Below are 13,023 nucleotides of genomic sequence, written 5' to 3'. Positions count from 1 at the left end.
CCATGCGCTTCGCACGAATCGGCCAGCCCGGCGAGGAGATCCCGGTGGCCCTGGTGGGCGATCGACTGCTCGACCTGCGCACCATCACTCACGACATCGACGGCCGTTTCCTCTCCACGGATCCCGTCCGCCAAGTCCTGCGGGCGGCGGACGAATTGCCGGTGCTCGACCAGACCGCGATCACGCGGTTCGGGGCGCCTGTGGCGCGTCCCGGGGCGGTCTACTGCATCGGCCTCAACTACGCCGCCCACGCGCGGGAGGGCGGCAATGAGCCCCCGAGCGACATCGTCGTCTTCCTCAAGCCGCCCCACACCGTGGTCGGCCCCGACGACGACGTGCCCCTCCCCCCAGGCACCGCCAAGGTCGACTGGGAGGCTGAGCTCGCCGTCGTGATCGGGGCGCCCGCGTGGCAGGTCACCGACCGCGCCGAGGCGCTCGCCTGCGTCGCCGGGTACGCCGTCGCGAACGATCTGTCCGAGCGCACGTGGCAGCTCGAGATCTCGGGCGGCCAGTGGTCGAAGGGCAAGGGCGCGCCCCGCTTCTGTCCGCTCGGACCCTGGCTCGTTGCCGACGCCGACCCGTCCGACCTCGCGATCCAGAGCTGGGTGAACGGCGAGGCACGGCAGAACTCGCGCACCTCCGACATGATCTTCGACGTCGCCGACATCATCACTCGGCTGAGCACCCACACGCTCCTTGAGCCGGGCGACGTCATCCTCACCGGCACTCCCGAAGGCGTCGCCGTGTCGGGGCGCTTCCCCTATCTGGCCGACGGCGACGCCGTCGAAATCTTCATCGAAGGACTCGGCCGCCAGCGGCAGCGCTTCGCGGCCGCCGTCGCGGTCAGTTGAACAGGACGGGCACCACAATGGACACCTTCCAAGGAAAGGTCGCGATCGTCTCGGGCGGCGCGTCCGGCATCGGCCGGGCGGCAGCATCCCGCCTCGCGCGCGAAGGAGCGCTCGTCGCCGTCTTCGACCGCAGCGAGGCGATAGGGGACGAGGCCGTCTCGTACATGGTGGACGTCACCGATCAGGACTCCGTGTCCCGTGCTGTTGCGGAGGTCGTTGCTCGATGGGGCCATCTCGACATCGTGGTCAACTGCGCGGGCATCGGCGCGGCCGGTCGCATCCTCGAGAACGACGACGCCGAATGGATGCGGGTTTTCAACATCAACGTCATGGGAGCGGTGCGTGTGATCCGGGCCGCCATCCCCCACCTCATCGCTGCGCAGCCGTCGAGTGTCGTCAACGTCGGATCGGCCGTCGCGCTAACCGGCTTCCCGAACCGCTCACTCTATACGGCGAGCAAGGGCGCGCTCGTGTCGCTCACCCGCGCGCTCGCCGCGGACCACCTCGCCGACGGCGTGCGGTTCAACTCCGTCAACCCCGGAACGACGGAGACGCCGTGGATCCAGCGCCTCCTCGACGCCGCCGACGACTCCAGCATCGAGCGCTCGAACCTCGAGGCGCGGCAGCCGCACGGACGCCTCGTCACGGCCGACGAGGTTGCCGATGCGATCGCATACCTCGCCAGCCCGCGGGCCCAGTCGACAAACGGCGTAGCTTTGTCGGTGGACGCGGGGATCGAGGCGCTCTACGTTTCACATTGATGCGCCGGCTCTCCCGGACCAGATGCCCGCCCCGGATCTGCTTCACCACCTGCCCGACCGGTGGCAGCCCGCCGCGGCTCGATCAGCGCGCGCCGAGGATCCCGAGTGTCTTCTCGGCCGCAGGGCGCAGCCGCAGGCCCTCCATGCCGCCGTCAACGGCGAGCGCGATGCCTGCCGTCGACCCGGCGCGCGGGCTCACGAGGTAGGCGACGGCATCGGCGACCTCGTCGGCCGAGACGAGGCGTCCATGCGGCTGCCGCGCCTCGAGGGCCGCGCGTTCGCCGGCAGGGTCCGACGCCGAACCGAGCAGGCGGCCCACCCACGGCGTGTCGGCGGTGCCAGGGTTGACAGCGTTGACGCGGATGCCCTCGCGGAGGTGGTCGGCGGCCATGGCGCGCGTGAGGGCGAGCACGGCCCCCTTCGTCGCGCTGTACAGCGCGCGCTGGGGCAGGCCGGCCGTCGCCGCGATCGACGAGGTATTGCAGATGGCGGCGGACGGTGAGCGACGCAGATAGGGCATCGCCGCGCGGCTCACGCGGGCGATGCCGACGACGTTGATGTCCCACACGCGATGCCACTCCTCATCGGGGTTGGCTGTGACGTCACCCTGGGCGCCGACGCCGGCGTTGTTGACCACGATGTCCAGGCGGCCGAGCGCGTCGACGACCTGCTCGACTCCCGAGGCCACCGATTCGTCATCGGTCACATCGACGAGGACGGCCAGATCGACGCCGGTAGCGGCATCGGTATTCACGTCGAAGACGGCGACCGTCGCGCCGTCCTCCTTGAGTCGCGCGGCGATCGCCGCGCCGAGTCCTGACGCTCCCCCGTCACGATCGCGACGAGGCCCGCAAGGGGCTCGGGCATGAGTGTGCTCCTTTCCGCGGGCTCATCCCGCAACGAGGTTCGACCCCAAGCGCCTGGATGTCATCAGCTTCTCCCTGAAGGTCGGAACTCTATCTCACACCACCGCGCCATAAGGTTGATTCCGTCGCGATTCTAGCCGGTTGACGTACAAGACATCCTATGTTTACGCTCAGAGTCGGAGAGGACGACATGGCAGTCATCAATAGGGTCGACACGTTCGACATCCGGTTTCCCACATCCCTGAGCCTCGACGGCTCCGACGCGATGAACCCGGACCCGGACTACTCGGCGGCGTACGTTGTCGTCGGCACCGACGCGCCGGACGGTCTCGAAGGCCATGGCTTCGTCTTCACGATCGGCCGGGGAAACGACGTCCAGGTCGCCGCGATCGACACCCTGCGTCACCACCTCCTGGGTCGCGATGCCGACGTCCTCCTGGCCGACATGGGTGCGACAGCGCGGCTCTTCCGCGACGACTCGCAATTACGCTGGCTGGGTCCGGAGAAGGGCGTCATGCACATGGCGATCGGCGCCGTGATCAACGCGTTGTGGGATCTACGCGCGAAGCGCGCAGGAGAGCCGCTGTGGCTGCATCTGAGCCGGCTGAGCCCCGAAGAGATCGTGGCGCTCGTCGACTTCCGCTATCTCACTGACGTCCTCACTCCTGATGACGCGCTCGAGATCCTGCGTGCTGCCGTACCCGGACGTGAGGAGCGCACCGAGCAGCTCCTGCGTGAGGGCTACGCCGCTTACACGACCGGCCCAGGCTGGCTCGGCTACTCCGACGAGAAGCTCGCGCGGCTGTGCCGCGAAGCCGTCGCAGCCGGGTTCCGGCAGATCAAGCTCAAGGTCGGGGGCGACCTCGGCGACGACGTCCGGCGCATGCGCATCGCCCGCTCCAACGTGCCAGACGGGTTCCCGATCGCCATCGACGCCAACCAGAGGTGGGACGTCGGGGCGGCGATCGAGTGGGTCAACGCCCTCAAGGAGTTCGAACCGGCGTGGATCGAGGAGCCCACGAGCCCAGATGACGTACTTGGTCACGCCGCCATCGCGCGCGGCGTCGCCCCCGTGCGCGTCGCAACGGGCGAGCACGCGCAGAACCGCGTGATGTTCAAGCAGCTCCTCCAGGTGCGGGGTGTCGACGTGCTCCAGATCGACGCGACCCGGGTCGGGGGCGTCAATGAGAACATGGCGAACCTCCTGCTCGCGGCCAAGTTCGGCATCCCAGTCTGTCCACACGCGGGCGGCGTGGGCCTGTGCGAAGCCGTCCAGCACCTCTCGATGTTCGACTACGTCGCCGTCTCGCGGACGCGCGAAGGTCGGATGATCGAGTATGCCGACCATCTCCACGAGCACTTCGTCGTGCCCGTCGAGATCCGCGAGGGCCACTACGTCGCGCCTACGGCGCCCGGCGCCGGAACCGAGATGCTCGCCGAGTCCATCGCCGCGCATTCATGGCGGAACTCGTATTCCGAGGTGCGCGCGTGACGATCGCGTTCGGACCACTCGGCCTCGGCGCCGCGTCGATCGGCAACCTGTATCGCGAGGTCGACGACGCGCGCGCACGCGGGGCGCTCGACGCAGCGTGGGATGGCGGCATCCGGTACTTCGACACTGCCCCCCACTACGGGCTCGGGCTCTCGGAGCGGCGCCTCGGCGACTTCCTGCGCGACAAGCCGCGCGACGACTACATCGTGTCGACCAAGGTCGGCCGGCTGCTCGAACCCAACCCCGCCTTCGCCGGCGGGCGGGATCTCGCCCAGGGCTTCGACGTGCCCGACGACGTGCTCCGTCGCTTCGACGCGAGCGCAGAGGGTATCCGCCGGTCACTCGAGGAGTCGCTCGAGCGCCTCGCACTCGACCGGGTCGACATCCTTTATCTGCACGATCCGGACGCATACGACCTCGAGTGGGGCCTGCGGGACGGGTTGCCGGCGCTGGCTGCGCTCCGCGACGAAGGGCTTGTCGAGGCGATCGGTATCGGCGTCAATGACTCGGCCGTCGCAACGCGCGCGGTGGTGGAGGGCGACCTCGACCTCGTGATGATCGCCGGGAGGTACACGCTTCTCGAGCAGACGGCCGCGGAGGATCTGCTGCCCGCGTGCGCCGCGCGCGGAGTGCGCGTTGTGGCCGCCGCGCCCTTCAACTCGGGACTGCTCGCAACATCCGGCCCGCGCGCCGACGCAACGTACAACTACGGGGAGGCCCCCGCCGAGGTCATCGAGCGGGCTAGTGCGATCGCGCGCGTATGTGCCGCGTTCGGCGTCGAGTTGCCGGCGGCGGCGCTGCAGTTCCCGCTGCGCCACCCGGCCGTCACCACCGTCGTCGTCGGAACGGCGAACCCCGCCTCGATCTCCGAGAACATCGCGCGCATCTCCGCACCAATCCCCGACGAACTCTGGGCCGTCCTCGCCGACCGCGGTCTGGTCGCGGACCCCTCGACATCGACATCACAGCACTCCTGAGCGCGCCGAAGCCATCCCCCGCGGCGAGTCCCTTGGCGTTGCGAGCTCCGGCGCCGCGGCTCCGGCGCACATCGGCAGCGCCGCTGCCGCCTCGCCGGCCTCATTGCTGTTCAGGCACGCGGTAGAACCGGGCCGCCGTCGTCGCGGCGATGGCATCCCATTCGTCGCCGACTAGCCCCGTCGCAAACCGTACCCGCTCGATCCACTCCTCGGGTCCGACCTTCGCTCCGAACTTCTCACTCACCGGCCAGTCACTGCCCACCATCGCGCGCTCCGGCCCGAACGCGTCCACCGCAAAGCGGATGAAGTCGTCGGCTTGGGTGAAGAACGCCGGCGCGTCATCGGTCTCAGCTGGCAGGCCGGAGAGCTTCACGTGCACGTCGGGCAGCGCCGACAGGCGGCGGAGCCATATTCTCCACTGCCTGCCTGCATCGCTCGAGATGCCTTCCGCGACCGGCGACTTGCCGATGTGGTCGAGCACCACCCGTAACCCAGGGACCGCCTCGACGAGCTCGACCAGCGCGGGGAGCTGGGGATGCCGGACGCAGGCGTCGAAAGTCAGGCCCCGGCTGGCGAGCGCACGCAGACCCCGGCGCAGGGCGGGGTCCGCGAAGCGGGCGGCATCCTCCCCCTGGAGAAGATGACGGATGCCCACGACCCGCCCCACTTCGCCGAGTGCGTCGAGGTGCGCCTCGAGGTCGGGCGAGCGGAGGTCGGCGCCCGCGACGATGCCGGCGAGCTCAGGCCAGTAGAGGCCGGCGACCCAGCGCGCCTCCGCGAGGGCCTGGTCCGGAAGGCAGTCCGCCTGCACGAAGATTGCGCGCTCGGCGCCTTGGTATTCGCAGGGCAGGAACGGCCGGTCCAGAGCGGCGAGGCCGTCCAGCCAGGGGTAGGTCAGACGCGTCGGATCCCACACGTGGACGTGGGTGTCGAGCACGCTCATGCCGTGGCGCCCTCGGACCGCTGTCCTGCAAGGCTCCACACCTCTTCTATCGGGGCGAACCCGTCGGCGCCGTCCGCGGTGTGAAAGACGGCAACGAATCGTCCGATGTCCGCCTGCCACCGCTCGTTGGCGGGATCCGCGCCGACTACCGTCATTGCATCGTCCCAGTGGTCGCAGTCCACGAGATGAAAAAGCCGGTCTCCCGAGCGCCAGATCACCCAGTCGTGGATGCCGGCGCGCTCGAAGAGCGCGACGAGCTCCTCAGGCACTCGTGCGTGGTGGGCCCGGTAGTCGTCAACCGCGCTCTCGCGGATGACGGAGTGCAGCGCGACGCGCATGGGGTCAGCCTCTCCGGCTACGAGGCATCCCGCAGCCAGTCTTCGATTCCTGCGATGTGGGTGAGCATGAGCGCCTCGGCCAGCCGCGCGTCGCCCCGCCGCAGGGCGTCGAGGATGCCCCGATGCTCCGAGATCGTGCGCTCGGTGGCACCCTGCTGCGTGATGCCGCGCCACACCCGCGCGCGCACCGTGCCGCTCGACATCGACTCGACGAGGCGGCTCAGGTACTCGTTTCCAGAGGCCTCGACGATCGCCTGATGGAACTCGAGATCATGCTTGACGAGGTCTTCGACCCCTGCGAGGGCGTCGGTATCGTCCATGAAGGACTCGAGTCGTGCGACCGTGTCAGGCGTCATGTGGCCCGCGGCGAGCGCCGCGGCCGCTGGCTCGAGGATGCGCCGCACGCCGAAGATCTCGAGCACCGAGCGATCGGTGTGCAGGTCGACGACGAACGCCACCGCCTCGAGAAGCAGGCGCGGCTCAAGGCTCGTGACGTAGGTGCCGTCGCCGCGCCGGACATCGAGAACGCGGATCATCTCGAGCGCCTTGACCGCCTCGCGCAGCGAATTCCGCGATAGACCCAGCCGTTCACTCAGCTCCTTCTCCGGAGGAAGCCGGTCGCCCGGTTCGAGCTCCCCGGACGTGATCATCTCGCGGATCTTCAGGATCGCCTCGTCGGTCACTGCCACGACGGGAGCCTATCGAATCCCCGTACAGACATCCGACCTACGGGGCTGGGCGGGCTTCGAGCAGTCCTACCAACTCGTCGAACAGCGCCACGTATCTATCGACGGTGTGCACGCCGCGCACCGGCGAGGGGTCCTCGGAAGCAGCGGCGGTCACGTCTCCCGCATCCGTGCCGCACACGTGCATCCACCAGATCGTCCAGCGCGCTCTCCTGCGTCCGATCGAAGAGGGAGTAGCGGAGCTGGTGGAGCAGGAGCGGGACGCCAGCTTGCGCGAGCAGGTCAGAGGCGGCTTCGGCATGTCTTATCCGGCCTTCGACGCGATGAACAGTTCGTCGCGATATGCGCGTAGATCGGTCGAGAGCAGCCTGCCGATCCGGTCGGCGCCGAAGTTCTGCCAAAGGCCGAGCGAGATCTTGGGCAACCTGATCCCGCTCGATCCCGCGCGACGATGCTCGATGTCGTCATATCGTCCCGCGGCCGCCTCGTACGGCGCATCGAGGAGGGAGTCATCGGCAGCCATCGGCATGCGGATCTCCAGACGTGTGGGCGAGCGGACGGTGGACCGACCGCGTGGATCAGCCGGCGCGTGGCAGTCGGTAGACCCGCTCGGCCGTCAGCGCAGCCAGTTGAGTCCACTCGCCGGCGGTGACTCCGGTCGCATCTCGAACCAGCTCGAACCAGTCGGCACGGTTGAGGTTGGTGGCGGATGAGACGGGCCAGTCCGTGCCGACCATGGCGCGTTCCGGTCCGAACAGTTCGAGCACGGCCACCAGCCAGTCACGGTACAGGTCGAGGCCGGCGCCGGGCGCCGCCTCGGCTGGGAGCCCGGAGAGCTTGACCGTCGTGTTCGGAAGCGCAGCCACCGCAGCCAGCGCCGTCCGCCAGGCTTCGAACTCTTCCGGGCCGCCCGCGAGCGGCGGCTTCCCGAGATGATCGACGACGATCGGGAGATCCTCGTGCCGCGACGCGAGATTCGCGAGCGCCCCCAGCTGGTGCCAACGGACGCACGCGTCGAAGGTCCATCCACGGCGTGCGACAGCGTCGAGCCCGGCGCCGAGAGAGTCGAGTTCGAAGAACTCGACTCTCTCGCCCTGGAGTAGGCGACGGACGCCCACTACGAGGGGGATGCTCTCCAGCACGCCCAATGCGAAGTCTGCGTAAGGCTTCTCGAGGGGGGCGAAGGCGACGATCCCGCTGAGTTCCGGCGTGGAAGGCTTCAGTGATTGGATCCAGCTCGCTTCCGCCCACCCCTCCTTCTCAAGACAGTCGGCCTGCACGAAGATGAAGCCGTCGATGTCGGCCCCGGCCGCCCGCAGGTGCTCCGGGAGGAACACTGCGGGCAGCTCCGGCTCGTCGTCCAGCCAGTCATACGTGAATCGGCTGCGATCCCAGAGGTGGGCGTGCGCGTCGACGACCGATGTCACCGGGTTCATCCTCTCGTCGTCGACGTCAGGCGATGCGGGCCTGGACCAGCGAGGCGCCGGTCCAGTACGCGCCACCGGGGAAGGCGTACTCGCGCAGCGACTCCTCGAACATCTCCGCCGAGTAGCCGGGTGCGGTTGGCACGCGGTAGGCGCCGTTCTCGACGATGCAGGGGTCGACGAAGTGCTCGTGCAGGTGGTCGACGAACTCGGTCACGCGATTCTCGAGCGAGCCCGAGACGGCGACGTAGTCGAAGATCGACAGGTGCTGCACAAGCTCGCACAGACCGACTCCCCCGGCGTGCGGGCAGACAGGGACACCGAACTTCTTCGCAAGGAGATAGACGGCGAGGATCTCGTTGATGCTGGCGAGCCGCGCCGAATCCAGCTGGCAGAAGTCGATCGCCTCCGCCTGGAACATCTGCTTGAACAGCACCCGGTTCATGCCGTGCTCGCCGGTTGCGACGCCGATCGGCGCGACCGCGCGGCGGATCGCCGCGTGCCCCAGGATGTCGTCGGGGCTTGTCGGCTCTTCGATCCAGAGCGGATTGAATTCGGAGAGCGCGCCGACCCAGTCGATGGCTTGTGGGACGTCCCACACCTGGTTGGCGTCGATCATCAGGTGGGCGTCAGGGCCGATCTCCTCCCGCGCGATGCGGCAGCGGCGGATGTCCTCCTCGAGGTTCGCGCCGACTTTGAGCTTGACGTGCTTGTAGCCCTGGTCGACCGCCTCGCGGAGAAGGCGTCGCATCTTCTCGTCCGAGTACCCCAGCCAGCCGGCGCTCGTGGTGTAGCAGGGGTAGCCGTCGCGCTCGAGCTCCGCGATCCGCTCGCTACGCGTCGGCTCCAGCTCCTCGAGCAGCGCGATCGCCTCTTCGCGCGTCAGGGCGTCGCTCAGGTACTTCAGGTCGGCGATGTCGACGAGCTGCTCGGGGGTCATGTCGGCGAGCAGGCGCCAGAGGGGCTTCCCTGCACGCCTGGCCGCCATGTCCCAGAGCGCGTTCATGACCGCCGCCATGGCGAGATGCTCGACGCCCTTCTCTGGTCCGAGCCAGCGCAGCTGCGAGTCCGTCTTCAGGTCTCGGTATGTGGCGCCGAGGTCGTCGAGCACTGCATCGGCGTCGCGGCCGATGAGCGGCAGCGCCCGCTGTTCGGCGGCCAGAACGCAGATGTCGTTGCCTCGTCCGATCGTGAACGTGAACCCGTATCCGGAGAGAGCGGAGTCGTCGGTGCGGAGGATGACGTAGGCGGCGGAGTAGTCGCCGTCCTTGTTCATCGCGTCCGAGCCGTCGGCGGACAAGGAGGTCGGGAAGCGGACGTCGATGACTTCGACGGCGGTGATGGTTGTCATGGGTGCAGGGTCTCCAGTGTGGGGGATCAGTCTTTGGTGCTGCCGGCGGTGAGGCCGTTGACGATGAAGCGCAGGCCGAACAGGACGAACAGGACGGCCGGTATCGCGAGAAGAACGAGGCTTGCGTTGTAGCGTCCGAAGTCCTCGGGGCTTCGTCCGAGCACGTTCGAGAAGGACGCGACGGCCTGTGCGGCGGTGGTCAGGTTCGGATTGGTGAACAGCATCGACGGCCAGAGGAAGTCCTGCAGCGACCAGATGAAGCAGAGCACGATCAGGTTGACGACGACCGGCCGCGACAATGGGAGGAAGACGTGCCAGAACGCCCTGAAGTGCCCGGCTCCGTCGAGGGTGGCGGCCTCCATGAGCGCGTCGTCGATGTTGCGCCCGTAGTTGCGCATGAGAAGGACGCCGAACGGGATGGTCAGGGCGGCTTCGGGGAGCGCGACACCGATGTGGGTGTTGAACATGTCGAACTGCTGCGTGATGTGGAAGACCGGCACGATGAGGGCCGTACCCGGCACCGCGAGGAAGAGGATGATCGCCGCGAACGACAGTTCACGCCCGCGGAAGCGGAGCTTGGAGAGTGCGTACCCGGCCGTGGTGGACACAGTCACGACGAGCAGCGCGTGGAAGACGCCGATGATGAACGAGTTGACGTAGGTCGACAGGATCGACACTCCCCCGATCGGCTCGGTGAACAGGGATGTGTAGTTCTGGATGCCGAAGCCTTGGAGCGACTTGGCGACCATGGCGTAGAGCGGGAACGCGAAGGCGACCCCCATGATGATCAGCAGCGCATAGATGGCGACGCGGTCGGGCCCGCGGGTGATGACCATCCGCATCGGGTTGTCCTCGAGGATGCGGCGGCGGCGCCTCTTGCGGCCGCGTGCGTCAACCTGGGTGATGAGCTCGGTCGACTCCCGCGGCGGGAGGATTTCTGTCGTGGTCACAGGTCTGCCTTTCGCGTGCGCGTGAGATACATCTGCACGAGCGAGATTCCGAGGGCGATGATCAGGACGACGATCGAGGCTGCCGAGGCATAGCCGATCGTCTTGCCGGTGGAGTTGACGTACCCGTAGAGGTAGGTGCCGACGATCTCGGTCGTCGTGCCCGGGCCGCCGCCTGTGCTGAACAACACCACTTCGAGGGCACGGAACGATCCGAGGAGCAGGGCGAGGATGACGGTGATGTGCGTGCCGCGCATCATCGGGTAGATGATCGAGCCCATGATCCGCCAGGTGCCCGCGCCGTCCAGGAGCGCAGCTTCGAGTGCCGAGGTCGGCAATGCCGAGAGGTCGGCGGTGTAATACATGATCGGCAGGCCGATCAGGTAGCAGAAGATGAGTGCCACGGCCGTGTATGCCAGGGCGGGAGTGGTCAGCCACGACTGGGCGAGTGCTCCGAGTCCGATGCTGCGCAGCGTCTCGTTCAAGATCCCGAACCGCTCTTGCAGCATGCTGCCGAAGATGGTGGCGACCAGTGAGACGGGCATCAGTGCGGGGAGCAGGAAGAGCAAGTAGAACCACTTGCGTCCGCGCACTCCCGTCGACAGCGCTACGGCGATGAAGAAGGCGATCGAGAGCGCAGCCACGATGGAGATCGCTGCGAAGACGAGGTTGTTGATGATCGACTGCGCGAAGACCGGGTCGGTGAACAGGAGCCGGTAGTTCTCGAACCCGACCTGCACGGGCCGGAGCATCGCGATGCCCACCTTCTGGAAGCTGGTCTCGCCTAGGAAGAAGATGCTGTAGGCGAAGTAGATCGCGTACATGACGAGCAGGGGGCTCAGGAAGACGAGGGCGACCCAGCCGTCGCGGCGCTTCTTGCGGCGTGGCGGAGCGGCTGTCGTCCGGGGCGATTGGCTGGTCACTTCGACTCTCCAGTGCTGATAGTGGCTGGGCCGCCGCCGGCGTGTGCCGACGGCGGCCCGGGTACTGCGGGGTGTGCTGTTAGAAGTTGCCGCGTTCGAGCTCGGCCTGGTCGGCGTCGGCGGCTTCCTGAGGCGTGATGGTCCCCAGGACTGCCTGCTTCACATTGGCGCCGACGAAGTCCGAGAACGAGCCCATGTTGTTGCGGTCGCTGTGCGGGTTGTTGATGAGGTCGAGGAGAGTCTGGTAGCTCTCCTTCTGCAGGTCGGTCGTCAGCACGCCGTCCGGCAGCTCGTATCCGTCGACCGCGGGAACGCCCTTGAGCGAGCTGGCCCAGAAGTCCACGCCGTCTCCCGCCGAGATGAATTCGGCGAACTTGGCGGCAGCCTCCTGCTTGGTGGACGAGGCAGGGACGCCGACGAGCACGTCGAGGAAGGCGCGGAGTGAGGCATCATCTGCCGACTCGGCGGGGAACGGCACGACACCGTAGTTGCCGTTGAGGATCCGGCCGACCTCCCAGGAGCCGTTGAACGCGACCGCGGCCTTGCCCTCTTCGAAGGTCGTCATCGCCGTGCCGTAGTCCATGTCGAGCGTGGCGGTGTCGAACGTGCCGTCGTCGTACAGGGCCTTGTAGGCGGTGAGGCCTTCGACGTAGGAGTCGGTGTTCCAGGCGCCGTCCTCGTAGCGGACGTTGTTGAAGAACTCGGGGTCGACCTGGCCGACGACGGTGAGGTTCGCCTCGTCCTGGAACCAGTCGTCGCCGGGCATGACCGCGGGCAGAATTCCATCGCCCTGCGCGGCGAGTGCGTCGCTCAGCGTCTTGAACTCGGCCCACGTGGTGGGCGGGGTGACGCCGAGCTCGTCGAGGATATCGGCGTTGTAGACCCCGACGGCAGAGCCGGTCGAGTACAGCGGCAGGGCCATGAGCTCGCCGTCAGAGAAGAGACGCTTGGTCTGGTCGATCGTCGAGGCCTGGAACTTGTCGACGATGCCGTCACCTTCGGGCCACTCGGACACGGGGGAGAAGATAGTCCTCGATCTCGCCGGCCCATGCGCTGGGCTGCACTCCGAGGACGTCGATGTCCTCACCCGCCCCGAGCGACTGCGCGACCTTCGTCTTGTAGTCGCCCTGCGGGATCTCGGTGTACTCCACCTTGATGTCGGGGTTGGCGTCTTCGAACGCCTCGATCATCGGGGTGACGATCGCCTCGCCGGGTGCACCGTCCCAGCTCCAGTAGTTGATCGTCGTGGTGCCGTCGGTGCTCTCGCCGCCGCTGCCGCCGTTCGAGCAGCCCGCGAGCGACAAGGCGAGCACACCCGCGGTGGCCGCCAGCATCGTCGCCGGTCGTGTGATCTTCATTGGTCCTCCGTCATGGCCTTCAGGTTCGGGCCGGCGATGAGGTCAGGGGACGTCATCGGCCGATTTGCTGTGTACATCAGACACATTACGCCGATTCTTCCGTCTT

General features: G+C 67.6%; 14 protein-coding genes and 1 pseudogene. 4 read left to right on the top strand and 11 right to left on the bottom strand.

All coding sequences use genetic code 11. The features are described 5' to 3' along the window. The first annotated feature begins 2 nt into the window (after window positions 1-2). Both G5T42_RS07980 and G5T42_RS07975 read left to right on the top strand, forming a co-directional pair. Entirely contained in the window at window positions 3-851 is an 849-nt protein-coding gene (locus G5T42_RS07980) for a fumarylacetoacetate hydrolase family protein (RefSeq protein WP_165127471.1), read from the top strand. A 17-nt stretch (window positions 852-868) separates the two neighbouring features. Continuing rightward, on the top strand, window positions 869-1,612 hold the full coding sequence (locus tag G5T42_RS07975) for an SDR family oxidoreductase (protein ID WP_165127469.1): 744 nt from the start codon (window positions 869-871) through the stop codon (window positions 1,610-1,612). An 82-nt stretch (window positions 1,613-1,694) separates the two neighbouring features. On the opposite strand, the pseudogene G5T42_RS07970 reads toward G5T42_RS07975, so the two are convergent. Further along, window positions 1,695-2,479: pseudogene (locus tag G5T42_RS07970) on the bottom strand (SDR family oxidoreductase). A 189-nt stretch (window positions 2,480-2,668) separates the two neighbouring features. On the opposite strand from G5T42_RS07970, the gene G5T42_RS07965 reads away from it, so the two are divergent. Then, window positions 2,669-3,970, top strand: coding sequence for an enolase C-terminal domain-like protein (locus G5T42_RS07965; RefSeq protein ID WP_165127467.1), 1,302 nt, complete (start codon window positions 2,669-2,671; stop codon window positions 3,968-3,970). Further along, entirely contained in the window at window positions 3,967-4,947 is a 981-nt protein-coding gene (locus G5T42_RS07960; protein ID WP_241246013.1) for an aldo/keto reductase, read from the top strand. Before G5T42_RS07965 ends, G5T42_RS07960 begins: the two co-directional genes overlap by 4 nt. 100 nt (window positions 4,948-5,047) lie before the next feature. On the opposite strand, the gene G5T42_RS07955 is transcribed toward G5T42_RS07960, so the two are convergent. The 10 genes from G5T42_RS07955 to G5T42_RS17890 all read right to left on the bottom strand — a co-directional run bounded on the left by G5T42_RS07955 (window position 5,048) and on the right by G5T42_RS17890 (window position 12,917). Next, a complete protein-coding gene (locus tag G5T42_RS07955) occupies window positions 5,048-5,890 on the bottom strand; it encodes an amidohydrolase family protein (protein ID WP_165127463.1) in 843 nt (280 codons plus the stop codon). Then, complete coding sequence (locus G5T42_RS07950) at window positions 5,887-6,228, bottom strand: L-rhamnose mutarotase (protein ID WP_165127461.1); 342 nt, start codon at window positions 6,226-6,228, stop codon at window positions 5,887-5,889. The genes G5T42_RS07955 and G5T42_RS07950 overlap by 4 nt, the downstream gene beginning before the upstream one ends. A 17-nt stretch (window positions 6,229-6,245) precedes the next feature. Further along, on the bottom strand, window positions 6,246-6,917 hold the full coding sequence (locus G5T42_RS07945) for a FadR/GntR family transcriptional regulator (protein WP_165127459.1): 672 nt from the start codon (window positions 6,915-6,917) through the stop codon (window positions 6,246-6,248). A gap of 301 nt (window positions 6,918-7,218) precedes the next feature. Continuing rightward, window positions 7,219-7,443: a hypothetical protein gene (locus tag G5T42_RS07940; RefSeq protein ID WP_206535731.1), complete on the bottom strand. Its 225-nt coding sequence runs from the start codon at window positions 7,441-7,443 to the stop codon at window positions 7,219-7,221. Window positions 7,444-7,492: 49 nt separating this feature from the next. Next, on the bottom strand, window positions 7,493-8,341 hold the full coding sequence (locus G5T42_RS07935; RefSeq protein ID WP_165127457.1) for an amidohydrolase family protein: 849 nt from the start codon (window positions 8,339-8,341) through the stop codon (window positions 7,493-7,495). A gap of 25 nt (window positions 8,342-8,366) precedes the next feature. Beyond that, window positions 8,367-9,689: an L-fuconate dehydratase gene (locus G5T42_RS07930; protein WP_165127455.1), complete on the bottom strand. Its 1,323-nt coding sequence runs from the start codon at window positions 9,687-9,689 to the stop codon at window positions 8,367-8,369. A 26-nt stretch (window positions 9,690-9,715) separates the two neighbouring features. Beyond that, entirely contained in the window at window positions 9,716-10,639 is a 924-nt protein-coding gene (locus G5T42_RS07925; protein ID WP_206535730.1) for a carbohydrate ABC transporter permease, read from the bottom strand. Further along, window positions 10,636-11,559, bottom strand: coding sequence for a sugar ABC transporter permease (locus tag G5T42_RS07920; protein ID WP_206535729.1), 924 nt, complete (start codon window positions 11,557-11,559; stop codon window positions 10,636-10,638). Before G5T42_RS07920 ends, G5T42_RS07925 begins: the two co-directional genes overlap by 4 nt. Window positions 11,560-11,638: 79 nt before the next feature. Then, window positions 11,639-12,574: an extracellular solute-binding protein gene (locus tag G5T42_RS07915; protein WP_165127453.1), complete on the bottom strand. Its 936-nt coding sequence runs from the start codon at window positions 12,572-12,574 to the stop codon at window positions 11,639-11,641. Further along, entirely contained in the window at window positions 12,552-12,917 is a 366-nt protein-coding gene (locus G5T42_RS17890) for an extracellular solute-binding protein (protein ID WP_165127451.1), read from the bottom strand. Before G5T42_RS17890 ends, G5T42_RS07915 begins: the two co-directional genes overlap by 23 nt. Window positions 12,918-13,023: the final 106 nt, after the last annotated feature.

The sequence above is a fragment of the Microbacterium sp. 4R-513 genome, from assembly GCF_011046485.1.
GTDB lineage: Bacteria > Actinomycetota > Actinomycetes > Actinomycetales > Microbacteriaceae > Microbacterium.
This window is presented reverse-complemented; position numbering and strand designations above follow the sequence as displayed.

Bases quoted from the DNA above. Each gene is read 5' to 3' on its own strand.
- G5T42_RS07940 (WP_206535731.1), bottom strand. From the start codon at position 7,443: ATGCCGATGGCTGCCGATGACTCCCTCCTCGATGCGCCGTACGAGGCG.
- G5T42_RS07955 (WP_165127463.1), bottom strand. From the start codon at position 5,890: ATGAGCGTGCTCGACACCCACGTCCACGTGTGGGATCCGACGCGTCTG.
- G5T42_RS07975 (WP_165127469.1), top strand. From the start codon at position 869: ATGGACACCTTCCAAGGAAAGGTCGCGATCGTCTCGGGCGGCGCGTCC.
- G5T42_RS07965 (WP_165127467.1), top strand. From the start codon at position 2,669: ATGGCAGTCATCAATAGGGTCGACACGTTCGACATCCGGTTTCCCACA.
- G5T42_RS17890 (WP_165127451.1), bottom strand. From the start codon at position 12,917: ATGAAGATCACACGACCGGCGACGATGCTGGCGGCCACCGCGGGTGTG.
- G5T42_RS07950 (WP_165127461.1), bottom strand. From the start codon at position 6,228: ATGCGCGTCGCGCTGCACTCCGTCATCCGCGAGAGCGCGGTTGACGAC.
- G5T42_RS07980 (WP_165127471.1), top strand. From the start codon at position 3: ATGCGCTTCGCACGAATCGGCCAGCCCGGCGAGGAGATCCCGGTGGCC.
- G5T42_RS07930 (WP_165127455.1), bottom strand. From the start codon at position 9,689: ATGACAACCATCACCGCCGTCGAAGTCATCGACGTCCGCTTCCCGACC.